Below are 23726 nucleotides of genomic sequence, written 5' to 3' on the forward strand. Positions count from 1 at the left end.
CAGCAGCGGAGCACCTTTGAACGACCAGCCCGGCCGGCGTCCCCAGAAGTCGGGTAAGCCCGGCACCTCCGGGAAGCAGGGCAAGCCCGGCAAGCCGTACCGCCGTCCTCAGAAGGACCCGGTCCGCTACCTCGCCTTCGAGGCGCTGCGGGCCGTGGACGAGCGCGATGCGTATGCGAACCTCGTGCTCCCGCCGCTGCTGCGCAAGGCCCGCGAGAAGGAGGGGCCCGAGAAGTTCGACGCCCGTGACGCCGCGCTCGCCACGGAGCTGGTCTACGGGACGCTGCGCCGGCAGGGCACGTACGACGCGATCGTCGCCGCCTGTATCGACCGACCGCTGCGGGAGGTCGACCCGCCCGTTCTCGACGTGCTGAACATGGGCGTCCACCAGCTGCTCGGCACCCGGATCCCCACGCACGCCGCCGTGTCGGCCTCCGTGGAGCTGGCGCGGGTCGTGCTGGGCGACGGGCGCGCCAAGTTCGTGAACGCCGTGCTGCGCAAGGTCGCGCAGGACGACCTCGACGGATGGGTGGAGAAGGTCGCGCCCCCGTACGACGAGGACGCCGAGGACCATCTCGCCGTGGTGCATTCGCATCCGCGATGGGTCGTCTCGGCGCTGTGGGACTCGCTCGGCGGTGGCCGGGCGGGCATCGAGGACCTGCTGGAGGCCGACAACGAGCGGCCCGAGGTCACGCTCGTGGCGCGGCCGGGCCGGACGACCGCGGACGCCGTCCTGGACGAGGTCGGCGAGGAGTCGGCGCTGCCGGGACGCTGGTCGCCGTACGCCGTGCGCCTCACCGAGGGCGGTGAGCCCGGCGCGCTCGACCCCGTGCGGACCGGCCGGGCCGGCGTCCAGGACGAGGGCAGCCAGCTCGTGGCGATCGCCCTCGCGAACGCGCCCCTGGAGGGCCGCGACGAGAAGTGGCTCGACGGCTGTGCGGGACCCGGCGGCAAGGCGGCCATGCTCGCCGGCCTCGCCTCCGAGCGCGGTGCCGCCCTGCTCGCTGCCGAGAAGCAGCCCCACCGCGCCCGCCTCGTGGCGAACGCGCTCGCGGGGAACCCGGGCCCGTACCAGGTCATCGCGGCCGACGGCACGCGCCCGCCGTGGGGGCCCGCCACCTTCGACCGCGTCCTCATGGACGTGCCGTGCACCGGTCTCGGCGCGCTGCGCCGTCGGCCCGAGGCGCGCTGGCGGCGGCGCCCCGAGGACCTGGAGGGCTTCGCGCCGCTCCAGCGCTCGCTCCTGACCACCGCCCTCGACTCCGTACGGGTGGGCGGCGTCGTCGGTTACGCGACCTGCTCGCCGCACCTCGCCGAGACCCGCGCGGTCGTGGACGACGTCATGAAGCACCACCCCGGCGCCGAACTCATCGACGCCCGCCCGCTGATGCCCGGCGTACCGGCGCTCGGGGATGGCCCCGACATCCAGCTCTGGCCGCATCTGCACGGCACGGACGCGATGTATCTGGCGCTGATCCGGCGTACCGCCTGACCAGCGCCCGACACGGACATACGGCTGACCGTCGGTCCCGCGCGCCGTCAGGTGCCGGGGCAGGCGGTCAGTTGGGTCGTGGGTGCCGGGGACGCAGGGAGAGGCGGGAAGAGGCGGGGAGAGGCGGTGTGCGAGGTACGCCGCCTGACCGCGAAGCCGATCTCCGCGAACGCCACCGTCGGGAGCGTGCCGAGGGCGGCGAAAGTGCCGGCCAGGACGAGTCCCGCCGAGGCGATGACCGAGCCGGCCGGGGCGCACAGCATGACACGGAGGCGCGAACGCGGCATCCGGGGAGCGAGACAGGTCTGGACCGGGGGGAGCAACCGGCGCCGGGCATGGCAGTCTTGGGTCATGGCCGTGCAGATCAACCCCAGCATCCTGTCCGCGGACTTCGCCCGCCTTGCCGAAGAGGCAAAGGCCGTCGAGGGCGCCGACTGGCTCCATGTCGACGTCATGGACAACCACTTCGTCCCGAACCTGACCCTCGGGGTGCCGGTCGTGGAGTCCCTGGCGCGGGCCACGGACATCCCGCTGGACTGCCATCTGATGATCGAGGACGCTGATCGCTGGGCCCCGCAGTACGTCGAGGCGGGTGCCGGATCCGTCACCTTCCACGCCGAGGCCGCGGCCGCCCCCATCCGGCTGGCCCGCGAGATCCGCGCCAAGGGCGCCCGCGCCTCCATGGCGCTCAAGCCGGCGACGCCCATCGAGCCGTACGAGGACCTGCTCCCCGAGCTCGACATGCTGCTGATCATGACGGTCGAGCCGGGCTTCGGCGGGCAGTCCTTCCTGGACATCATGCTGCCGAAGATCCGCCGCACCCGAGAGCTGATCAGCAAGCACGGCCTCGAGCTCTGGCTCCAGGTCGACGGCGGGGTCTCGGCCTCCACCATCGAGCGCTGCGCGGAGGCGGGCGCCGACGTCTTCGTCGCCGGTTCCGCCGTCTACGGCGCCGCCGATCCCGCCCAGGCGGTACGTGCACTGCGCACGCAGGCGGAGACGGTGTCGACCGCCGCGGCCTGGGCATGCGGCCACTGAGCCACGGGAACGTGAACGCCGCCCATCAGGGCAGATCGAGTCCGCCACATCTGCGAGGATGAACGGCGAATCCAGGTTGTGAACAGCAGTGAGGAGATCGCCGTGTCGGCACTGTCGCCGGGTCGCTCAGCGATGCGGATGGGACCCGCGGAGCTGGTGCAGGCGGCGGCCATGGCCCGCCGCTTCTATCTCGAGGGCAAATCCAAGATCCAGATCGCCGAGGAGTTCGGCGTGAGCCGCTTCAAGGTGGCCAGGGTCCTGGAGACCGCGCTCGAACGGGATCTCGTACGCATCGAGATCCGCGTACCGGCCGAGCTCGACGCGGAGCGCTCCGACGCGCTGCGCGCCCGCTACGGCCTGCGGCACGCCGTGGTGGTCGAGTCCCCGGCCGAGGCCGAGGAGTCGCCCGACCCCGAGAACCTCGGCGAGGTCGCGGCCGACCTCCTGGGCGAGCTGGTCTCCGAGGGCGATGTGCTCGGCCTGGCGTGGGGCCGCTCGACCATCCACATGGCGGCTGCCCTCGACCGGCTGCCGCCGTGCACGGTCGTGCAGCTCACGGGCGTGTACGACGCCGGGACCGCCGAGCGCGGCTCCGTCGAGGCCGTGCGCCGCGCCGCCCAGGTCTCCGGCGGCGAGGCCCACCCGATCTACGCCCCGATGCTGCTGCCCGACCCGGCCACCGCGGCCGCGCTGCGCAACCAGACGGGCATCGCCCGCGCCTTCGAGTACTTCGACAAGGTCACGGTCGCCTGCGTCTCCATCGGCTCCTGGGAGCCGGGCATCTCCACCGTCCACGACATGCTCAGCGACGAGGAGCGGGCCCACTACGCCTCGCTCGGTGTCGCCGCCGAGATGTCCGCGCACCTCTTCGACGCCGAGGGCCGACGCGTCGGCCGTGACCTGGGCGAGCGGTGCATCACGGTCGAGGCGGACCGTCTGCGACGGATACCGGAAGTCGTCGCCATCGCGGGCGGTCAGCGCAAGGCTGCCGCCATCGACGCGGTGCTCAGGTCGGGGCTCGTCACCAGCCTGGTCACGGACACGGCCGCCGCGGACTTCCTCCTCACCGCGGGCCCCACGCCGAAGCCGGCGCTGAACCGGGCGGATCCCGACGGGGTCTGAGCCTCTTCGGGCGGTACTCACGTCGCGTGCCGCGCTCACCGGAGGCGGCTGTGGCAGCATCGGCGGCATGCTGCCGCGGCTTCTCACCCGCCATCCCACCCGCCTCCCCACTCTGCTCCTGGGGGGTCTGCTCGTCGCTCTCGCCCTGCTGGTCACCGGGTGCTCCGCACAGGACACACAGCAGGTCACACCGGCCGCCCCGGCCCGCTCCACGCCCGCCTGGGCGCGTGGCATGCCCACGGTCCCCGCGTCGCGGCTCCCCGCCGAGGCCCGTACGACCCTGACGCTCATCGACAAGGGCGGGCCGTTCCCGTACGCCAAGGACGGCACGGTCTTCGGGAACTTCGAGCGGGAGCTGCCCCGGCAGAGCCGCGGCTACTACCACGAGTACACCGTCCCCACCCCCGGCGAGCGGGACCGCGGCGCCCGGCGCATCGTCACGGGGCAGAGTCACGAGACGTACTACACCGATGACCATTACGAGTCGTTCAAGGCGGTGCTGAGATGACCGGAGGTCCCGACAGGATCCGCGTCCTCGACCTCGAAGGTGTCAAGGACAAGGCCGGGTTCATGGACCGGTGCGTGCGCGACCTGGAGCTGCCGGACTGGTTCGGCCGTAACTGGGACGCGCTCTTCGACGTCCTGACCGACGTCTCCTTCTGGCCCGACGGCAGCGACCAGGACCTGCTCCTGTCCGTCGTGGGCTGGCGGGCCTACGCCGGCGCCCGGCCCGGGGACTGGGAGACCGCGCTCGACGTGTTCACCGACGCGGTCGACCGCAGGCGTGGCCGAAACCCGAGGCTCGTGATCGCACTGACCCTTGGAGGATCCGACCACAGCCCCTCGCAACCGCCTGTGTAATCGTCCGTGGGCATGTGGTAGCGGTGGCATGGGACAATGAAGTACGTGCTTTCCCCCACGGGCTGTCCTGCTCGGGGGCCACCTCTGATCGACTGGGATGAGCAGCACGTGCGTTTCCTCAACGACATCCAGCCTGCGTACGACCTGACCTACGACGACGTCTTCATGGTGCCGAGCCGCAGCGCCGTGGGTTCCCGTCAGGCGGTCGACCTGGCGTCCCCCGACGGCACCGGCACCACGATTCCGCTGGTCGTCGCCAACATGACCGCGATCGCCGGGCGCCGCATGGCCGAGACCATGGCCCGCCGCGGGGGCCTCGTCGTCATCCCGCAGGACATCCCCATCGAGGTGGTCACCGAGGTCATCTCCTGGGTGAAGACCCGGCACCTGGTTCTCGACACCCCCATCGTCCTCGCCCCGCACCAGACCGTCGCGGACGCGCTCGCTCTGCTGCCCAAGCGCGCGCACAACGCCGGCGTCGTCGTGGACGAGGAGCAGCGGCCCGTCGGCGTCGTCACGGACGCGGACCTGACGGGGGTCGACCGGTTCACGCAGCTGTCCGAGGTCATGTCGAAGGACCTGCTCCTGCTCGACGCGGACATCGATCCGCGCGACGCCTTCAACAAGCTGGACCACGCCAACCGCCGCTACGCCCCCGCCGTGGGCGCGGACGGCCGCCTCGCGGGCATCCTGACCCGCACGGGCGCCCTGCGCGCGACCCTCTACACCCCGGCCACCGACGCGAACGGCAAGCTCCGTATCGCTGCCGCCGTCGGCATCAACGGCGATGTCGCGGGCAAGGCCAAGCAGCTTCTCGACGCCGGCGCGGACACCATCGTGGTCGACACCGCCCACGGCCACCAGGAGTCGATGATCTCCGCGATCAAGGCCGTCCGCGGCCTCGACCCGCAGGTGCCCATCGTCGCGGGCAACATCGTCGCCGCCGAGGGCGTCAGGGACCTCATCGAGGCCGGCGCCGACATCATCAAGGTCGGCGTGGGCCCCGGCGCCATGTGCACCACGCGCATGATGACCGGTGTCGGCCGGCCGCAGTTCTCCGCCGTCCTGGAGTGCGCCGCCGAGGCGAAGAAGTACGGCAAGCACGTGTGGGCCGACGGCGGTGTCCGTCACCCGCGCGACGTGGCCATGGCGCTCGCCGCCGGTGCGTCGAACGTCATGATCGGCTCCTGGTTCGCGGGCACGTACGAGTCCCCGGGCGACCTCCAGCACGACGCCCAGGGGCGCGCGTACAAGGAGTCCTTCGGCATGGCCTCGGCCCGCGCCGTCAAGAACCGGACCTCCGACGAGTCCGCCTACGACCGCGCCCGCAAGGCGCTGTTCGAGGAGGGCATCTCCACCTCGCGCATGTTCCTCGACCCGGAGCGTCCGGGCGTCGAGGACCTCATCGACTCGGTCATCGCGGGCGTCCGCTCCTCCTGCACCTACGCGGGTGCCAGCTCCCTCGCGGAGTTCGAGGAGAAGGCCGTCGTCGGCATCCAGTCCGCCGCCGGCTACGCCGAGGGCAAGCCGCTCCACGCCAGCTGGAGCTAGTCGCCACCCAGCAGCACCCTGCCCCGCGCCCCATTTTTGGGGCGCGGGGTTTCGCTTTTTGCGGCAGTTTTCCCGGGAGCCGGAACGCAACGGACGAAACGGACCGCGCAACGTTCGTCCGTACCCGCGCGCACCACGCAACGTTCATGCGCGTATACGCAAGGTTGCTGCATTACAGCTGGGAACAGAAACCCTTTAGAGTCAAGCGCTGTACGTGGCGTGGCGGGGACGGCCTGCTCGGCGGTCCCCGGTCTGGTGTGGGCTGCCGTTGCTTGCCGTTTCCGGCGCGCGCCCACCTGACCGGCAGCGATGAAGGAGCCAGCCCGTGCTCGACCACGGCGCACCACCGCGCACCCGAACAACCGAGACCCCCACCCCGGGCCTCGGCGCCAGGCTGATGCGGCGCAAGCCGGTAGAAGCACTGGTCGCAGAGGGTGGCCAGGGTGAGGGCGGCAGTCTGCGCCGCTCGCTCGGCATGTGGCAGCTGACCATGATCAGCATCGGCGCAACGCTCGGCACCGGCATTTTCGTGGTGCTCGGCGAGGCCGTCCCGAAGGCGGGCCCCGCGGTCACCGTCGCGTTCGTCATCGCCGGACTCACGGCGCTGTTCTCCGCGCTCTCGTACGCCGAACTGGCCGGCTCCATACCGGTCGCCGGCTCCTCCTATTCGTACGCTTACGCAACGATGGGTGAACTCGTCGCCTGGGTCTGCGGTTGGTGTCTGGTCCTGGAGTACGGCGTTTCCGTCGCCGCCGTGGCCGTCGGCTGGGGCGAGTACCTCAACGAGCTGCTCGACGGCACCATCGGTGTGACCCTCCCCGACGTGATCTCGTCGGCCCCGGGTGAGGGCGGCGTCATCAACCTGCCCGGTCTGGTCGTCGTCCTGCTGGCGATGGTGTTCCTGCTGGGCGGCGCTCGCGAGTCCGCCGTGGTCAACACGATCATGGTCGCGGTGAAGATCGTCGCGCTCGCGCTGTTCTGCGCGATCGGCTTCATGGGCTTCAAGTCCGGCAACTACCGCGACTTCATGCCGCTCGGCACGGCGGGCGTCAGCGCCGCCGGCGCCAGCCTGTTCTTCTCGTACATCGGTTTCGACGCCGCCTCCACGGCCGGCGAGGAGGCCAAGAACCCGAAGCGTGACCTGCCCCGCGCGATCATGCTGTCGCTGCTCATCGTCACCGTCCTCTACGTCCTGGTCGCCGCCGTCGCGGTCGGGGCGTGGAACTGGAAGCAGTTCGAGGGCTCCGAGGCCACGCTCGCGGCGATCATGAACGACGTCACCGGCCAGACCTTCTGGGGCACCATGCTCGCCGCAGGCGCGGTGATCTCCATCGCCAGCGTCGTCCTCACCGTCCTCTACGGCCAGACCCGCGTCCTCTTCGCGATGTCCCGCGACGGCCTGGTCCCGAAGGTCTTCGGCAAGGTCAGCGGCAAGACGGGCACCCCGCGCGTGAACACGGTCATCGTGTCGCTCTTCTGCGGCGTGCTCGCCTCGCTCATCCCGCTGGGCAAGCTCGTCGACGCCACCAGCATCGGTACCCTCTTCGCCTTCGGCCTGGTCAACATCGCGGTCATCGTGCTCCGCTACACCCGCCCCGACATGCCGCGCACCTTCAAGGTGGCGCTCGGGCCGGTCTTCCCGGTCCTCGGCTTCGTCTTCTGCGCGTACAACATGTTCAGCCTCGACGCCGTCACCTGGGTGGTCTTCGGCGTGTGGATGGCCGTCGGCCTCGTGTTCTACTTCCTTTACGGGGCCCGTCGCTCCCGACTCGCCTCCGCGCCTGCCCAAGAGAAGTGAACCACCTGCCTTGCTGAACGATCTCGACGAACGCATCGTGCACGCCCTCGCCGAGGACGCCCGTCGCTCCTACGCCGACATCGGCCAGCTCGTCGGCCTGTCCGCGCCCGCCGTCAAGCGGCGCGTGGACCGGCTGCGGGCCACCGGGGCCATCACGGGCTTCACGGTCAGGGTCGACCCGGCCGCGCTCGGCTGGGAGACCGAGGGGTTCATCGAGATGTACTGCCGCCGCAACACCTCGCCCGAGGCCATCAAGCGCGGCCTCGAGCGCTACCCCGAGATCGCGTCCGCCTCCACCGTCACCGGCGACGCGGACGCGATCATCCAGGTCTTCGCCGCGGACATGCGGCACTTCGAGCGGGTCCTGGAACGCATCGCGGGGGAGCCGTTCGTGGAGCGGACCAAGTCGGTGCTCGTCCTGTCGCCGCTGATGCGCCGCTACACGTCGGGCTCGCCCGCGTAACGCCTCACTTCGTGGGATACACCGGGTGCCACGGCAGCACCTCGAAGTCGCCGGTGCCCTTCTTGACCGTCTCGAAGGGCGCCGAGCCGAGGCACTGCGGCACCTTGTTCTTCTCCGTGTCGGCACTCGCCCAGCTGTAGCCGACGCGGTCGTGCCGGCCGTCGTCCTGGACCGTGATGCCGACCCGCTTCCCCTTGAACGGGGTGTCGGAGTCGGTGACGACGCCCGTCATCACGGCCACCTTGCCGCCCGTCAGCAGGCAGTCGACCCGGCCCTTCGCCCAGCCGCCCTTTCCGTTCAGGTAGTGGCTGAAGGCGAAGGTGCCGTACGCCTTCTCCGGCTTCATGTTGTCCCGCGCCGCCAGATGCGCGTCGAACGTGAACGTGATGTCGTCGCCGAGCGGCCGGTACAGCTTCGCCGAGCCGGTCAGCGCGGCGGCCTCCCGCTCCTTGTGCGGCCGGTGCCCGGCGCCGCCGTCCGCGGTCGCCGCGGCCGTGCCCGCCGCTGCCGCCACCAGAAGAGCCGCCGTCGCCGCCAGGATGCGGATGTGCGCCATGGGATCCCCCCGGGTTCTTCCTGCTCACCCGGTCCGTCCGGGCGAGATCACGATCCCGCGAAGGAGGTACCCGGCACGTCGGGCCACGGTCGGCTTCCTGCCTCCGCCGCGCGGCTGAGGCCGCCCCGTACGAACTGCGACCGAGGGCTCACCCGGGCGCGCAACGAATCGCCGCAGACGGCCCGTGAGGCGCAACGGATCGTACGAGAAGACGCAACAGTCCCGTCTTGTCCCGCCGGTCCGCGGAAACGTACCGTCTTATCCGATCCCCCTCCCCCTTTTCGCACGCTCCCTAGGACGCCCATGCCGCCGCTGCGCACCGCCCTGCTCCAGAGCTCCGGCCGCCCCGGGTCCGTCGCCGAGAACCTCAAGGTGCTCGACGAGGCCGCGGGCCGCGCCGCCGCGACCGGAGCCCGGCTCCTGGCGGCCCCCGAGATGTTCCTGACCGGGTACGCGATCGGCGACGACGCGGCCCGCCTCGCCGAGCCGGCCGACGGCCCCTCCGCGCAGGCGATCGCCGAGATCGCGGCCCGCCACGGCGTCGCCCTGGCCTACGGTTACCCGGAGCGCGACGGAGAGCTGGTGTTCAACTCGGCCCAGCTGATCGCCCCCGACGGCACCCGCCTCGCGAACTACCGCAAGACGCACCTCTTCGGCTGCTTCGAGCGCGACGCGTTCACGCCCGGCGACCAGGCCGTCGTCCAGGCCGACCTCGACGGTGTCCGCATCGGCCTCATGATCTGTTACGACGTCGAGTTCCCCGAGAACGTGCGCGCGCACGCCCTCGCCGGCACGGACCTGCTGCTCGTACCCACGGCCCAGATGCACCCGTACCAGTTCGTCGCAGAGTCCGTCGTGCCGGTGCGCGCCTTCGAGAACCAGATGTACGTCGCGTACGTCAACCGGGTCGGCCAGGAAGGGGAGTTCGAGTTCGTCGGGCTCTCCACGCTCGCCGGGCCCGACGGGGTCGCCCGCGCGCGTGCCGGCCGCGGTGACGAGCTGATCTGTGCCGACGTGGACCCCGCCTTCCTGGCCGCGTCCCGCGACGCCAATCCGTACCTCAGCGACCGCCGCCCGGCCCTGTACACGCCGCTGATCTGAGCCCCGAGCCGCCGCCCCGAACCTTCAGTACCTCAGTTCCCGCAAGGAGTCCGTACCCCATGACGTCCACGGTGCCCAACGCCGTCCAGCACACCGACGCGCAGCCCCCCATCACGATGTTCGGGCCGGACTTCCCGTACGCGTACGACGACTTCCTCGCGCACCCCGCGGGACTCGGCCAGATACCGGCGACCGAGCACGGCACCGAGGTCGCGGTCATCGGCGGTGGCCTCTCCGGCATCGTCGCCGCGTACGAGCTGATGAAGATGGGCCTCAAGCCCGTCGTGTACGAGGCGGACGAGATCGGCGGCCGGCTGCGCACCGTCGGCTTCGAGGGCACCCCCGCCGAGGCCGCCGGGCTGACCGCGGAGATGGGCGCGATGCGCTTCCCGCCGTCGTCGACCGCGCTCCAGCACTACATCGACCTGGTCGGCCTAGAAACGCGGCCCTTCCCCAACCCGCTCGCCCCCGAGACCCCCTCGACCGTCGTCGACCTCAAGGGCGAGTCCCACTACGCGAACACCGTCGACGACCTGCCGCAGGTCTACCGCGACGTCATGAACGCGTGGAACGCCTGCCTCGAAGAGGGCGCCGACTTCTCCGACATGAACCAGGCCATGCGGGAGCGCGACGTGCCGCGCATCCGCGAGATCTGGTCGAAGCTCGTCGACAAGCTCGACAACCAGACGTTCTACGGGTTCCTCTGCGAGTCGGAGTCCTTCAAGTCCTTCCGGCACCGGGAGATCTTCGGGCAGGTCGGCTTCGGCACCGGCGGCTGGGACACCGACTTCCCGAACTCCATCCTGGAGATCCTGCGGGTCGTCTACACCGAGGCCGACGACCACCACCGCGGCATCGTCGGCGGCTCCCAGCAGCTCCCGCTGCGCCTGTGGGAGCGCGAGCCGGAGAAGATCGTCCACTGGGCGTACGGCACCTCGCTCGCGGAGCTGCACGACAGTGGGAAGCCGCGCCCGGCCGTGACCCGGCTGCACCGCACCGCGGGCAACCACATCACCGTGACCGACGCGTCCGGTGACATCCGCACCTACCAGGCGGCGATCTTCACCGCCCAGTCCTGGATGCTGCTGTCGAAGGTCGCGTGCGACGACTCGCTCTTCCCGATCGACCACTGGACGGCGATCGAGCGCACCCACTACATGGAGAGCTCGAAGCTCTTCGTCCCTGTGGACCGGCCGTTCTGGCTGGACAAGGCCGTCGACGACATGGGAAACCCGACCGGGCGGGACACGATGTCCATGACCCTCACCGACCGCATGACGCGCGGCACCTACCTGCTGGACGACGGCCCGGACAAGCCGGCCACCATCTGCCTGTCGTACACGTGGTGCGACGACAGCCTGAAGTGGCTGCCCCTGTCGGCGAACGAGCGCATGGAGGTCATGCTCAAGTCGCTCGGCGAGATCTATCCGAAGGTCGACATCAGGAAGCACATCATCGGCAATCCGGTGACCGTGTCCTGGGAGAACGAGCCCTACTTCATGGGCGCGTTCAAGGCGAACCTGCCGGGTCACTACCGCTACCAGCGCCGCCTGTTCACGCACTTCATGCAGGACCGCCTCCCCGAGGACAAGCGCGGCATCTTCCTCGCGGGCGACGACATCTCCTGGACGGCCGGCTGGGCCGAGGGCGCCGTGCAGACCGCGCTCAACGCGGTCTGGGGCGTGATGCACCAGCTCGGCGGCGCGACGGACGGCACGAACCCCGGCCCTGGTGACGTGTACGACGAGATCGCTCCGGTCGAGCTGCCCGAGGACTGACGGGCGTGCGGGCCCCGGCAGACGCCGGGGCCCGCACCGCTCAGACCCCGGCCTCGCGCGCCGCCGTGTACACCTCGGCCGCGACATCCGTCAGCTCGTCCGCGTCACGGACGAGGCCCTGGAGGTCGATCAGCATCTCCTCCAGGCCCACCGCGTTGTGCGCCACCAGGTCCTCGACGATCTGCGCGACGCTGCCCTGGAACGGGCGGCGGTCGTCGCCCTTGTACTCGTCGCGCGTGTAGATCGTGTTCACCCGCAGCACGCTCTGGATCGGTTCCTTGCGACCGCGCTCCTCGGCCAGTTCCTGAAGACTCCGCCACTGCTCGGCGAGCTCCTGCGCGCCCGCGGCCCCCGGCATCCAGCCGTCCGCGCGGTCCACGAGCCGGCGCGCGGCCTTCGGGCTGTTCGCCGGCAGGAGCACCGGGATCGGCCCGGCGGGCTTCGGCCCCACCACGGACGGCGCGATCGTCGTCAGCTCGCCCTCGTAACTCACCGGGTCGGGGCCCCACACGGCCTCGAACACGTCGAGCAGCTCGTCCAGGACCTGGCCGCGCTTCTCGAAGGGGGCCACGGAAGCGGCCGCGTACTCGTCGTGGGACCACCCCGTGCCGATGCCCGCGACGACGCGGCCACCGCTCGCCGCGTCCAGCGAGGCCAGGGCGCGCGCCAGTTGGAACGGCACGTGCAGCGGGGCGACAAGGACGCTCGTGCCGAGCCTGGCCCGCTCGGTGACGGCGGCGGCCAGGGTGAGGGAGACCAGCGGGTCGGCGACCGAGCGGTACTGGTCCGGCCAGGGCAGGCCCGGGACCCCGTACAGGCCCTGGCGTGCGGGCTCCGGGAACAGGATCCGCTCGAAAACCCACAGGCTCTCGTAGCCGATCTCCTCGGCGGCGCGCGCGACCGCAGGAATGTCGCGCCCGATGTCGTACTGCTTCATCTGGGGGAGGCCGAGGCCGAGTCGGGTCGCCATTCCTGTGCTCCTTCGCGTTCGCATCCGGGATCGCTCGCGTAGCTCCTCGTCAACGTACAGCGATCACCCGGGAGTTCCGCGGCTGTGGCGGGCGCGTGGCCGAATCAGTCCGGCAGGGGCGTGAGCATCATGCGGCCGACCAGGCCGACCGATGTGTCGAGACGCCGGATGAACTCCTCGGTGACATCCGGGAAACCTCGCAGCGCCCACAGGGCGCGGGCCGCGGCCCAGGCGCCGTCCCTGGCGCGCTCCAGGGTCCAGGAGCCGAGCAGATGGGTCAGCGGATCGGCCACCTGGAGCAGATCGGGGCCCGGCATCAGATCCTCGCGGATGCGCTCCTCCAGCGAGACGAGGACATCGCCCACGCGGTCGAACTCGTCCTCCACATCGGCCGGTTCACAGCCGAGCGTACGGCAGGTGTCCACGACGGCGAGCGCCAGATCGTGGCCGATGTGCGCATTGATGCCCGAGAGCGCGAACTGCAGCGGGCGTACGCCTGGATGGCGCCGGTACTGGAGCAGCGGACGCCAGCAGGCGGGCGGACGGTGGTCGGGGGAGCGGGTGCCGACGGCCGCCAGATAGCGCCCGGCGAAGCGGACGTCCAGCATGGTCGCGGCTTCGGCGTCGGCGAACCGGCCGCCGTCGATGTGCCGGTCGACCTCTTCCGTGACGGACAGATAGACCCGGTTGAAGACGCCCACACCGTCGCCGGCCGGCCAGGACTCGGCCAGCTCACGCATCCGGGACACCACGGAGTCGACCCCGCGCGCGGCGGGCGTGCACTTCGCGAACCGTTCCAACTGCGCCATGGGGGCAGGTTCTCAAGCCCGGGCCGGCCCGCGCGGCGCCTGGCCGGGGGCTTCCCCAGAACGAGGGAACGGGCCAGGGCCTGTGCGTGGGGGCGTCTTCCCTACTCGGCTTCCCTACTTGGCGGACCGGCCGCCGCCGTCCGAGGACGGGTCGTCGTACGTCGAGGTCCCCGAGTCGAGGAGCGGCTCCTGAGTCTTGAGGTGCGCGGGGGCCAGGGCGCGCAGCGCGTGGTAGCCGGTGATGACGACGATGGTGCCCAGCGCGATGCCGCTCAGCGAGAAGTTGTCGGTGAACTTCAGGGACACGTTGCCGACGCCGATGATGATGCCGGCGGCGGCCGGGACGAGGTTCAGCGGGTTGCGCAGGTCGACCTTGGCGCTGATCCAGATCTGCGCGCCGAGCAGGCCGATCATGCCGTAGAGGATGACGGTGATGCCGCCGAGGACGCCGCCCGGGATGGCGGCCACGATGGCGCCGAACTTCGGGCACAGGCCGAAGAGCAGCGCGAAGGCGGCGGCCGCCCAGTACGCGGCCGTCGAGTAGACGCGGGTCGCGGCCATCACGCCGATGTTCTCGGAGTACGTCGTGTTGGGCGGGCCGCCGACCGCGGTGGAGAGCATGGAGCCGACGCCGTCGGCGGAGATCGCGGTGCCGAGCTTGTCGTCGAGGTTGTCGCCGGTCATCTCGCCGACGGCCTTGACGTGTCCGGCGTTCTCGGCGATCAGCGCGATCACGACGGGCAGTGCGACGAGGATCGCCGACCACTGGAACGACGGTGCGTGGAAGGAGGGCAGGCCGATCCAGTCGGCCTTGCCGACGCCGGACAGGTCCAGGCGCCAGTGGTCGACGGCCTCGGCGCCGCCGGAGACCGAGTGGATCCGGCCGAAGATCCGGTCGAACACCCACGAGATGCCGTAGCCGAAGAGCAGCCCGAGGAAGATCGCGATGCGGGACCAGAAACCGCGCAGGCACACCACGGCCAAACCGGTGAACAGCATCACGAGGAGCGCGGTCCACTGGTCCTGCGGCCAGTACGTCGACGCCGTCACCGGCGCGAGGTTGAAGCCGATCAGCATGACGACCGCGCCCGTGACGATCGGCGGCATGGCGGCGTGGATGATCCGCGCGCCGAACTTCTGCACCGCGAGCCCCACCAGGAACAGCGCGGCGCCGACCACGAAGACCGCTCCGGTCACCGTGGCGCTGGTCCCGCCCTGCGCCCGGATCACGGCGGCGACGCCGACGAAGGAGAGCGAGCAGCCCAGATAGCTGGGCACGCGGCCGCGGGTGGCGAGCAGGAAGATCACCGTCGAGACGCCGGACATCATGATCGCGAGGTTCGGGTCGAGACCCATCAGGACGGGCGCCACGAAGGACGCGCCGAACATCGCGACGACGTGCTGGGCGCCGAGCCCGAACGTGCGCGGCCAGGAGAGCCGCTCGTCCGGGCGCACGACGGCGCCCGGAGCCGGGGTGCGCCCATCGCCGTGAAGTTTCCAGCGCACACCGAGGTCCATATGAGTTCTGCTTTCTGTGGTGCTTTTGTGGCTCGAAATAACCGCCGCCATGTTAATGCGCCGTAAGGCCACTTTCGTGCCACGCCCGGCGGCCCCGATCTCATCCGTGAATCCCTGCCGGAGGCATTGTCACCACCACCTCGGCGCCCTACGCTCGCACGGCTCAGTCCATGAACATCGTTCAGATATGTGATGGGAGTTGTGATGCGTGCCAGATCCCGTGTGCGTCTCGGTGCTCTGCTCACCGCGGCGGCCGCCCTCGCCGCCGTCGTCGCCGTCCCCGTGTCGGCCCAGTCCGCGACGGCCGGAGTGAGGGCCCCGCGAACCGCCGTCCTCGACGGTGAGCGCCTGCTGCGGACCAAGCAGCGCCTCGACCACGGCGACCCGCAACTCAAGCGCACGGTGCGGGACTTGACGGCCCGCGCCGACACCTGGCTGGACCAGGGTCCCTGGACCGTCGTCGACAAACCGAAGCCCGCGCCCGGCGGTGACGTCCACGACTACCTGAGCCAGGCTCCCTACTGGTGGCCCTCACAGACGCCGACCGCCGACAACCCCTGGGGCTGCCCCTACGTCCAGCGCGACGGGCAGCGCAACCCCGAGGTCGACACCGGGACCGACCGCCAGGACGTGGAGAAGGTCTTCGACTCGACGTACGACCTCGCCCTCGCCTGGTACTACACGGGCCGCAAGGTGTACGCGGAGAAGGCCGCCTCGGTCCTGCGCACCTGGTTCCTCGACCCGGCCACGCGCATGAACCCGAACCTGGACCACGCCCAGTTCATCCCCTGCAAGTACGACGGCCGGGCCATCGGCATCATCGACTTCTCGCAGTCGTACACGAGCGTCACCGACGCCGTCGCCCTCCTCGGCACCGGCGCCCCGGGCTGGTCGAAGGGCGACCGCTCGGCGATGGGGGAGTGGAACAAGGACTTCCTCGGCTGGCTCGTGGACAGCGACTTCGGCAAGGAGGAGGGCGCCGCCGAGAACAACCACGGCACGTTCTACGACCTCCAGGTCGCGGCCCTCGCCTACGCGACCGGCGACACCGCCCTCGCCCGCCGCACCGTCCTCGACGCCCGCACCAAGCGCATCGCCCCGCAGATCGCGGGCGACGGCAGCCAGCCGCAGGAGCTCGCCAGGACCCGGAGCTGGCACTACTCGACCTTCGACCTCGTCGCCTACACCCGGCTCGCCGCGATCGGGCGGCATGTGGGCGTCGACCTGTGGTCGTACCGGGGCCCGGACGGGCAGAGCCTGTTCAAGGCCGTCGACTATCTGCTGCCCGCGGCGACCGGGGCGACGGCGTGGCCGCACCCCGAGCTGGAGTTCCACCGGTTCGCGGCGAGCGACATCGTGCACGCGGCCGCCGACGCCGGGAGCGCGGCGGCGAAGCGGGCGGTCCCGCATCTGGAGACGCCGCCCGGCGGGGACCTGTGGGCGCTGCGCCCGGCGGCCGAACAGCTGGACTCGATCGCGGGCTGAGCGGGTCGTGCGGCGCCCCGGACCCGGCCTGCTGAGCGTTTGCTTAGTTCAAGGTCGTACGATGGGGCTCTTGTGCGTACCGCATCAGCTGTACGTACCGCATCAGTGCCGCACCAGGAGCCCCACCCGTGACAGCCGAAGCCCTCGCCCGCCCTGCCCGGACCTACGGGCAGCTCGTTCCCGTCGCCGTCCACTTCGACGACCTCGACGCGCTCGGCCTGCTCCACAACGCCCGCTACCCGGTGCTGGCCGAGCGCGCCTGGACCGCGCTGTGGGCGGAGCGCGGCCTCGTCTTCGAGGGCGACTGGGTGGCGGCCGGCGACTTCTGCAACGCGGTCAAGGAACTGCGCATCACGTACGACGCGCCGGTCAACCGCCCCGGCGCGTACGCCGTGCACCTCTGGCTGGACCGGCTCGGCACTACCGGCCTGACGTACGGCTTCCGCTTCTGCTCGGCGGACGGCGGGACGACCTACGCCCACGGCACCCGCGTACTCGTCCGCCTCGACCCGGCCACCCTGCGCCCCGCCCCCTGGAGCGAGATGTTCAGGACCCTTGGCCGTGAGCTCCTGCGCTCGCAGGACTGACCTCGGCCTGCTTCGTCCGGGTCCGGTCCCCCGTGCGCAGCACCCCGGCGAACACCGCGAGCCCGCACGCCAGGAACGTCACCAGGCCGAACGACACCACCAGGCTCGTCGCGTCGGCCAGCGTCCCGATCGCGGAAGGGGCGACGAGGCCCGAGGTGTACGTGATGGTGGCGACGCCCGCGATGGCCTGGCTCGGATTGGGTCCACTGCGCCCCGCCGCCGCGAAGGCGAGCGGCACGACGACCGCGATCCCGAGGCCCATCAGGCCGAAACCGGCCATCGCGACCGCCGGGTTCGGCGCCACCACCACGAGCAGTCCGCCGAGTGCGGCGCCCACCCCGCCGACCCGCACGGTGCGCACCGCGCCGAACCGGTCCACGACCCTGTCGCCGACGAGCCGCGCCACGGCCATCGTGAGCGTGAACGCGGTGGTGCACGCGGCCGCGAGGCCGGCGGAGGTGTCCAGGACGTCCCGCAGATAGACCGCCGACCAGTCCAGGCTCGCCCCCTCGGCGAACACGGCGCAGAAGCCGACCGCGCCGATCAGCAGCGCCGACCTGGGCGGCAGCGCGAAGCGCGGTGGCGGCTCCTCGTCCTCCGTGGGGCGCAGGTCCAGCACGCCTGCGCACGCGATGAAGCCCATGACCGTCAGCGTCGCCGCGGCTAGCAGGTGGTGCAGCCGGGCGTCGGAGCCGAGGTGCGCGGCCAGCGTGCCGGCCGCCGAACCGATGAGGGCACCCACGCTCCACATGCCGTGCAGGCCGGACATGATCGACCGGTCGAGGCGGTTCTCCACCTCGACCCCCAGTGCGTTCATCGCCACGTCCGACATGCCCGCCGACGCGCCGTACGCGAAGAGAGCCACGCACAGCACGAGCAGATTCGGCGCGAGCGAGGGCAGGATCAGCGCGAGCGTCCACAGGGCCAGCAGCCCGCGCAGCGCCGTGCGCGCGCCGAACCGGTGACTCACCCGGCCCGCGAGCGGCATCGCCACCGAGGCGCCGAGCGCGGGGAAGGCGAGTGCGAGTCCCAGCTGGCCCGCGCTGACTCCCGCGTGCTCCTGGATCCAGGGCACCCGGGTCGCAAACGACCCGGTGACCGCTCCATGGACGCAGAAGACGGTCGCGACCGCGATCCGGGCACGCTTCAACTCCCTTGGTCCGTAAGCGACTTCACTCATTCGACGTGCCCTCCCGATACCGTCCCCAGGCTGCTGGCGTAAACTATCAGGAACCCTGCCTGATAAATAGTCGGTTTCCCACCGGTCTCCCCGCACGGCCCCGGTCCCGGCAGCGAAGGCGATCTGGAAGGATCCGCGCCATGCCCGCATCACCGAGTACCGCCCGGGCCATCAACGACCGGCTCGCACTGCGCCTCCTCCAGAGCGAAGGGCCCCTGACGGCCGGACAGTTGAAGGAACTCACTGGCCTGTCCCGGCCCTCGGTCGCCGACCTCGTCGAGCGGCTCACGGCCCGGGGCCTGATAGAGGTCGTCGGGGAGGCCGGAGCCCAGCGCCGCGGCCCCAACGCCAAGCTCCACGGGATCGTCTCCGGGCTCGCCCATCTCGCCGCGCTCGACGTCCGCACCGAGGGCGTCACCCTGACTGTCGCCGACCTGGTGGGCACGGTCCTCGCCGAGGCGTCCGCGCCCATCGGCGGCGAGGAGGGCACCGGCCCCGCCGTCGAACGGGCCGTCGCCCTGGTCGAGGGCACCGCGAAAGAGGCGGGCGCCGAGCCCCTGCACACCGTGGGAATCGGCGCCCCCGGCCTCGTCGACCCCGTCACCGGCGAACTCCGCGACTCCTCCGGCCTGCCCGAGTGGCACCGCCGCCTCGTCGCCGCCCTCCACGAACGCCTGCCCGCCCGCGTCCTAGTGGAGAACGAGACCAATCTCGCCGCCCTCGCCGAACAGCGCGACGGCGCCGCGCGCGACCGCGGCACGTTCGCCCTGCTCTGGCTCGGCCACGGCATCGGCGCCGCGGTCGTCCTCGACGGCGTCCTGCGCCGCGGGGCCTCCGGCGGCACCGGCGAGATCGGCTTCCTGCCCGTGCCGGGAACGTCCGGACTCCCGTCCGCGACCGGGTGCGACGGAGGTTTCCACTCGCTGGCCGGATCCGCCGCCATCGCCGAACTCGCCCGCGCCCACGGCCTGGTGGGCCCTTCGGCCGCACCGGGGGAGCCGGCCGCCGCGGCGCTCGTGCGCGAAGCCGTGCGGGCGGAGCCCGGGACTCCCGCCGCCCGCTTCCTCGACGCACTCGCCGACCGGCTCGTCCTCGGGGCCGCCTCCGTCGTCGCCGTCCTCGACCCCGGCTGCCTCGTCCTGGGCGGCGAGGTCGGCCGCGCGGGAGGCGACCGCCTCGCGACCCTGGTCGCCACCCGCCTCGCCGCCATGTCCCCCCTGCCCACCGAGGTGCGCCCGAGCGCGCTCGGCGGCGGCGCGGTGCTGCGAGGAGCGCTGCTCATGGCACGTGACGGGGCGCAGGACGACGTCTTCGCGCCGGCGGGTCGCTGACCCCGCGCACGCACCTGGATCAGCTCGCGGGGAACCGCCGTGCGAGGAAATCCTCGAACGTGCCCTTGCCCGCCGCGCGTCCGGGCGTCAGATGCCCGCCGTCCCGCATGCCCTTGTACGTCTTCCCGGCCAGGCGCACCTCGAGGACCGGCCGACGCCGATCGCTCGCGCGCAGATAGGCGCGGGCCAGATCCGGCGCCGTACGCACCTCGGGACCACCCATGTCCGCCACGCGTCCCGCAGGTCCGCCCGTCGCCAACTCCGCGAGGCGGTCGGCCACTTCGGCGACCTCGACCGGCTGGTCGGCGACCCCCGCCGGAAGGATCACCACCGGCAGCTTGGCCAGCGCCTGAACGCCCTGGAACACCAGGTCGTGGAACTGCGTCGTGCGCAACACCGTCCAGCCGAGACCCGACTCCTCGATCAGCTTCTCGACCGCGTACTTGGCCTTGTAGTAGCCGAGCGGCACCCGGTCCACGCCCACGATCGAGATGTACAGCAGATGCGGCACCCCGGCCCGTCGCGCGGCCTCGATCAGATGCCCGGCCGCCTCCTCGTCACCGCCGCGCGGCGTGCTCGCACAGTGCACGATCGTGTCCACACCCGCGACGGCCTCGTCCAGGCCGGGCCCGCCCTTCCGCAGGTCCACCGCGTACGGCCGCGCATGCCGGCTGAGTACCCGCACCTCGTGCCCGTCCGCGCGCAGCCGCTCGGCGACGAGCCTGCCGAGGGTTCCCGTGCCGCCGGTCACCAGGATCGTGGTCATCGCACTTCAGCTCCTTCGCACACCGGACGCTCCACGACGGAACGTCCCTCGCCAGGTGAGACTGGTGACGGCGCGAAAATGTGACATCGCCCGCGAGGCGCCTCAGGATTCCGCCGACAATTCGCCCGCCTCGGCGGTTGCGATCGTCACGCTCTTGCGCGGGCAGAGGCGACCGCCCGGAACGCTGCGCGAGTCCACGCACACGTCCTGTGAGCCAGCCCACAGGCGATCACCCGTTTGGCCCACGCGAGGACGTGGCACACTGGCCCTGTACCAGAAGCAGCGCACTCCGGGGTCGGTGAAAGTCCGAACCGGCGGTTACAGTCCGCGACCCGGTCGCTTCCAGCGGCCGGTTGACCAGGTGAAATTCCTGGACCGACGGTTAAAGTCCGGATGGGAGGCAGTGCGCGGCGGGCGGGCATTCGTGCGCGCCGCCGTTTGTTTCGACATGTCCTCAGGGACAGGTCTCATTCGGCGTCGGCCTCGGTGTCCTCGCCCGTACGTTCTGTCGCCGTATCGCGACAGTGCCCCGGAGTCCGTGCCCGAAGAGGCAGGAGGACCCGGTGGCCCCCACTTCCGCAGTGCCCGCCCGGCGAGCAGCCGTGCGCCCGCACGCGTCCTTCGCTCCTTCAGGAATCCCCGCCGGCCCTGAGGCGTTGCGCCTCACCGCCACCCTTGTCGGCCCCGCGGCCCCTGCAGCGAAGGAGCACTGAAGTGTTCACCGGAATCGTCGAAGAGCTGGGCGAGATCACTGCCGTCGAGGAACTCGGCGACGCCTCCCGCTTCAGGCTGCGCGGCCCCGTCGTCACCGAAGGGGCCCGGCACGGCGACTCCATCGCCGTCAACGGCGTCTGTCTGACGGTCGTGGAGCACGAGGGCGACGAGTTCACCGCCGACGTCATGGCGGAGACCCTCGACCGGTCCAGCCTCGGCGCCCTCGCGGTCGGCTCCCGGGTCAACCTGGAGCGCCCCACCGCTGTCGGCGCCCGCCTGGGCGGACACATCGTGCAGGGACACGTCGACGGCACGGGCAGCATCGTCGAGCGCAAGCCGTCGGAGAACTGGGAGATCGTCAAGGTCTCGCTCCCGGCGCACCTCGCGCGCTACGTCGTCGAGAAGGGCTCCATCACCGTCGACGGAGTGAGCCTCACGGTCGTCGACGCGGGCCCCGACTACTTCACCATCAGCCTCATCCCCACGACCCTCGCCCTGACCACGCTCGGCCTGAAGCAGCCCGGCGACCCGGTCAACCTCGAGGTCGACGTCATCGCCAAGTACGTCGAGCGGCTGCTCGGCGACCGCGCCCAGGAGGCCACCAAGTGAGCCTGAACTGGCTGAACTCCGAGGCGTTCACGCTCTTCGGGCAGCACATTATGTGGTCCGACATGATCGGCAACACCGTCGGTCTGGTCGCCCTGGCGCTCGGCTGGCGCCGCTCGATCTGGACCTGGCCCGCGCAGCTCGTCTCCGGCCTCATCCTCCTCACGGCCTTCGCGACCGCCCACCTCTCGGGCAGCGCGGGCAAGCAGCTCGTGGTCATCGTCGTCGCCGCGTGGGGCTGGTGGCAGTGGAACCGCGGCAAGGGCAGGGCCCAGGACGGCTCCCTCGCCGTCCGGTTCGCCACCTGGCGCGAGCGCGGCTTCCTGCTGGGCGCCGCCGCACTCGGCACCCTCGCGGTCGGCGGCCTCTTCACCGCATTCCCCACGCTGTCGTGGGACCCCTGGCCGGACGCGTACATCTTCGTCGGCACGATCGTCGCCATGTACGCCCAGGCGCGCGGCATGGTCGAGTTCTGGTTCGCCTGGCTGCTCGTCGACCTGGTGGGCGTACCGCTGAACTTCGCCAACGGATTCGCCTTCTCCGGTTTCGTCTACGTGATCTACGGCGCGCTCGTCCTGTGGGGCATGCGCGACTGGTGGCTGCGGTCCCGTTCGGCCTCGCAGCCCGCCCTGGAAGGAGCACCGGCATGACCACGGCCCCCATTTGGTACAGCACCGCGCACGACGAGGACACCTCGGACCTGTCGCTCGACCCCGTCGAGCAGGCGATCCGCGACATCGCGAACGGCCGCCCCGTCGTGGTCGTCGACGACGAGGACCGCGAGAACGAGGGAGACCTCGTCATCGCGGCCGAGAAGGCCACCCCCGAGATCGTCGCCTTTATGATGAGCGAGTGCCGCGGGCTGATCTGCGCTCCCATGGAGAACGACGAGCTGGAGCGCCTCCAGCTGCCGCAGATGGTCGAGCACAACACCGAGTCGATGCGGACGGCCTTCACGGTCTCCGTCGACGCGGGCCCCGCGCACGGCGTGACCACCGGCATCTCCGCCGCCGACCGCGCCACCACGCTCCAGCTCCTGGCCGGCGGCACCGCGGAGGCGGGCGACTTCGTGCGGCCGGGCCACATCTTCCCGCTGCGTGCCAAGGCCGGCGGTGTCCTGGTCAGGAACGGCCACACCGAGGCCGCCGTCGACCTCGCCCGGCTCGCGGGCCTGCGCCCCGCCGGGGCGATCGTCGAGATCGCGGGCGAGGACGGCACGATGCTCCGCCTGCCCGAACTGATCCCGTTCGCCCGCAAGCACGGCCTGACGATCATCTCCATCGAGGACCTGATCGCCTACCGCCGCTCCTCCGAGCCGACCGTCCGCCGCGAGGCCGAGGTCAATCTGCCCACCGCCTTCGGCGCCTTCACCGCGTACGGCTACCGCTCCACGGTCGACGGCGTCGAGCATGTCGCCCTCGTCCACGGCGAGATCGGCGACGGCAAGGACGTCCTCGTCCGGGTCCACTCCGAGTGCCTCACCGGCGACGTCTTCCACTCGCTGCGCTGCGACTGCGGCCCCCAGCTCGAAGAGTCGATGCGGCGCATCACCGAGGAGGGGCGCGGCGTCGTCGTCTACCTGCGTGGTCACGAGGGGCGCGGCATCGGGCTGCTCTCCAAGCTGCGCGCCTACGAGCTCCAGGAGCGCGGCCGCGACACGCTGGACGCCAATCTGGAACTGGGCCTGCCGGCCGACTCGCGGGACTACGCGGCGGGCGCCCAGATCCTCGAGGACCTCGGCGTGCGCAGCCTGCGCCTGCTGACCAACAACCCCGACAAGACCGACGCGCTCGTGCGGCACGGCCTCGAGGTCGCCGCCCGCGAGTCCATGCCGGTCCAGGCGGGCGAGCACAACCTCCGTTACCTGCGCACCAAGCGGGACCGGATGGGCCACGACCTGCCCTGGTTGGACGCCCCCGCGACCACGACCTGCGCGAACCAGTAGCCCGTACCCCTTTCGGGCGACATACCGCACACCGAATCACCGCACACAGCACAAC

At 71.2% G+C, this 23726-nt stretch carries 23 protein-coding genes and 1 riboswitch; of the genes, 16 read left to right on the plus strand and 7 right to left on the minus strand.

Annotated elements, in window-relative coordinates:
* The first annotated feature begins 16 nt into the window (after positions 1–16).
* Entirely contained in the window at positions 17–1492 is a 1476-nt protein-coding gene (locus AC07EJ_RS34325; RefSeq protein WP_393586144.1) for an RsmB/NOP family class I SAM-dependent RNA methyltransferase, read from the plus strand.
* Positions 1493–1539: 47 nt separating this feature from the next.
* Here the strand turns inward: AC07EJ_RS34325 and AC07EJ_RS34330 are convergent, their stop codons facing one another.
* Positions 1540–1779: a hypothetical protein gene (locus tag AC07EJ_RS34330; protein ID WP_478885744.1), complete on the minus strand. Its 240-nt coding sequence runs from the start codon at positions 1777–1779 to the stop codon at positions 1540–1542.
* A gap of 64 nt (positions 1780–1843) precedes the next feature.
* Between AC07EJ_RS34330 and rpe the strand changes: the two genes are divergently transcribed.
* The 7 genes from rpe to AC07EJ_RS34365 all read left to right on the plus strand — a co-directional run bounded on the left by rpe (position 1844) and on the right by AC07EJ_RS34365 (position 8325).
* Complete coding sequence (gene rpe, locus AC07EJ_RS34335) at positions 1844–2530, plus strand: ribulose-phosphate 3-epimerase (RefSeq protein WP_389487197.1); 687 nt, start codon at positions 1844–1846, stop codon at positions 2528–2530.
* A gap of 78 nt (positions 2531–2608) precedes the next feature.
* The gene (locus tag AC07EJ_RS34340) at positions 2609–3652 is read left to right on the plus strand and encodes a sugar-binding transcriptional regulator (protein ID WP_362910578.1); all 1044 of its coding nucleotides are present in this window, start codon (positions 2609–2611) and stop codon (positions 3650–3652) included.
* 67 nt (positions 3653–3719) lie between these two features.
* Complete coding sequence (locus tag AC07EJ_RS34345) at positions 3720–4160, plus strand: guanyl-specific ribonuclease (RefSeq protein ID WP_389487199.1); 441 nt, start codon at positions 3720–3722, stop codon at positions 4158–4160.
* A complete protein-coding gene (locus AC07EJ_RS34350) occupies positions 4157–4513 on the plus strand; it encodes a barstar family protein (RefSeq protein WP_389487201.1) in 357 nt (118 codons plus the stop codon). The genes AC07EJ_RS34345 and AC07EJ_RS34350 overlap by 4 nt, the downstream gene beginning before the upstream one ends.
* A gap of 108 nt (positions 4514–4621) precedes the next feature.
* A complete protein-coding gene (locus AC07EJ_RS34355) occupies positions 4622–6064 on the plus strand; it encodes a GuaB1 family IMP dehydrogenase-related protein (RefSeq protein ID WP_389487203.1) in 1443 nt (480 codons plus the stop codon).
* A 325-nt stretch (positions 6065–6389) separates the two neighbouring features.
* Positions 6390–7862: an amino acid permease gene (locus AC07EJ_RS34360; RefSeq protein ID WP_393586138.1), complete on the plus strand. Its 1473-nt coding sequence runs from the start codon at positions 6390–6392 to the stop codon at positions 7860–7862.
* A 10-nt stretch (positions 7863–7872) separates the two neighbouring features.
* Positions 7873–8325, plus strand: coding sequence for an Lrp/AsnC family transcriptional regulator (locus tag AC07EJ_RS34365; protein WP_362910569.1), 453 nt, complete (start codon positions 7873–7875; stop codon positions 8323–8325).
* 4 nt (positions 8326–8329) lie between these two features.
* Here AC07EJ_RS34365 and AC07EJ_RS34370 read toward each other — a convergent pair whose 3' ends face one another.
* On the minus strand, positions 8330–8881 hold the full coding sequence (locus tag AC07EJ_RS34370) for a hypothetical protein (protein ID WP_393586136.1): 552 nt from the start codon (positions 8879–8881) through the stop codon (positions 8330–8332).
* 303 nt (positions 8882–9184) lie between these two features.
* Here AC07EJ_RS34370 and AC07EJ_RS34375 point away from each other — a divergent pair, with 303 nt between their 5' ends.
* Entirely contained in the window at positions 9185–9982 is a 798-nt protein-coding gene (locus AC07EJ_RS34375; RefSeq protein ID WP_478885722.1) for a carbon-nitrogen hydrolase family protein, read from the plus strand.
* Between the two features lie 59 nt (positions 9983–10041).
* A complete protein-coding gene (locus tag AC07EJ_RS34380; protein WP_393586132.1) occupies positions 10042–11760 on the plus strand; it encodes a flavin monoamine oxidase family protein in 1719 nt (572 codons plus the stop codon).
* 40 nt (positions 11761–11800) lie between these two features.
* Here AC07EJ_RS34380 and AC07EJ_RS34385 read toward each other — a convergent pair whose 3' ends face one another.
* The 3 genes from AC07EJ_RS34385 to AC07EJ_RS34395 form a co-directional block, all read right to left on the minus strand.
* The gene (locus AC07EJ_RS34385; RefSeq protein ID WP_393586130.1) at positions 11801–12730 is read right to left on the minus strand and encodes an LLM class F420-dependent oxidoreductase; all 930 of its coding nucleotides are present in this window, start codon (positions 12728–12730) and stop codon (positions 11801–11803) included.
* A 104-nt stretch (positions 12731–12834) separates the two neighbouring features.
* Positions 12835–13539 (minus strand): DUF5995 family protein, encoded by a 705-nt coding sequence (locus tag AC07EJ_RS34390; RefSeq protein ID WP_393586128.1) that lies wholly within the window; start codon positions 13537–13539, stop codon positions 12835–12837.
* A 114-nt stretch (positions 13540–13653) separates the two neighbouring features.
* Positions 13654–15057, minus strand: a complete 1404-nt coding sequence (locus AC07EJ_RS34395) for a uracil-xanthine permease family protein (RefSeq protein ID WP_389487219.1) — start codon at positions 15055–15057, stop codon at positions 13654–13656.
* Positions 15058–15261: 204 nt separating this feature from the next.
* Here AC07EJ_RS34395 and AC07EJ_RS34400 point away from each other — a divergent pair, with 204 nt between their 5' ends.
* The gene (locus AC07EJ_RS34400; RefSeq protein WP_393586126.1) at positions 15262–16542 is read left to right on the plus strand and encodes an alginate lyase family protein; all 1281 of its coding nucleotides are present in this window, start codon (positions 15262–15264) and stop codon (positions 16540–16542) included.
* A gap of 128 nt (positions 16543–16670) precedes the next feature.
* Positions 16671–17129 (plus strand): acyl-CoA thioesterase, encoded by a 459-nt coding sequence (locus AC07EJ_RS34405; protein ID WP_389487223.1) that lies wholly within the window; start codon positions 16671–16673, stop codon positions 17127–17129.
* Here the strand turns inward: AC07EJ_RS34405 and AC07EJ_RS34410 are convergent.
* Positions 17089–18309, minus strand: a complete 1221-nt coding sequence (locus tag AC07EJ_RS34410; RefSeq protein WP_389487225.1) for an MFS transporter — start codon at positions 18307–18309, stop codon at positions 17089–17091. The two genes, AC07EJ_RS34405 and AC07EJ_RS34410, sit on opposite strands and share 41 nt — an antisense overlap.
* Positions 18310–18449: 140 nt before the next feature.
* Here AC07EJ_RS34410 and AC07EJ_RS34415 point away from each other — a divergent pair, with 140 nt between their 5' ends.
* Positions 18450–19640: an ROK family transcriptional regulator gene (locus AC07EJ_RS34415; protein WP_393586122.1), complete on the plus strand. Its 1191-nt coding sequence runs from the start codon at positions 18450–18452 to the stop codon at positions 19638–19640.
* 19 nt (positions 19641–19659) lie between these two features.
* Here AC07EJ_RS34415 and AC07EJ_RS34420 read toward each other — a convergent pair whose 3' ends face one another.
* Complete coding sequence (locus tag AC07EJ_RS34420) at positions 19660–20406, minus strand: SDR family oxidoreductase (RefSeq protein ID WP_478885723.1); 747 nt, start codon at positions 20404–20406, stop codon at positions 19660–19662.
* Between the two features lie 280 nt (positions 20407–20686).
* Positions 20687–20817: riboswitch (FMN riboswitch) on the plus strand.
* A 303-nt stretch (positions 20818–21120) separates the two neighbouring features.
* On the opposite strand from AC07EJ_RS34420, the gene AC07EJ_RS34425 reads away from it, so the two are divergent.
* The 3 genes from AC07EJ_RS34425 to AC07EJ_RS34435 are packed head-to-tail and all read left to right on the plus strand — an operon-like array spanning position 21121 to position 23671.
* Complete coding sequence (locus AC07EJ_RS34425) at positions 21121–21729, plus strand: riboflavin synthase (RefSeq protein ID WP_389487231.1); 609 nt, start codon at positions 21121–21123, stop codon at positions 21727–21729.
* Between the two features lie 2 nt (positions 21730–21731).
* Complete coding sequence (locus AC07EJ_RS34430; protein ID WP_478885741.1) at positions 21732–22376, plus strand: nicotinamide mononucleotide transporter family protein; 645 nt, start codon at positions 21732–21734, stop codon at positions 22374–22376.
* Positions 22373–23671, plus strand: a complete 1299-nt coding sequence (locus AC07EJ_RS34435; protein WP_389487233.1) for a bifunctional 3,4-dihydroxy-2-butanone-4-phosphate synthase/GTP cyclohydrolase II — start codon at positions 22373–22375, stop codon at positions 23669–23671. The genes AC07EJ_RS34430 and AC07EJ_RS34435 overlap by 4 nt, the downstream gene beginning before the upstream one ends.
* The last annotated feature ends 55 nt before the right edge of the window (positions 23672–23726 follow it).

Source organism: Streptomyces sp. NPDC045026 (genome assembly GCF_056432625.1).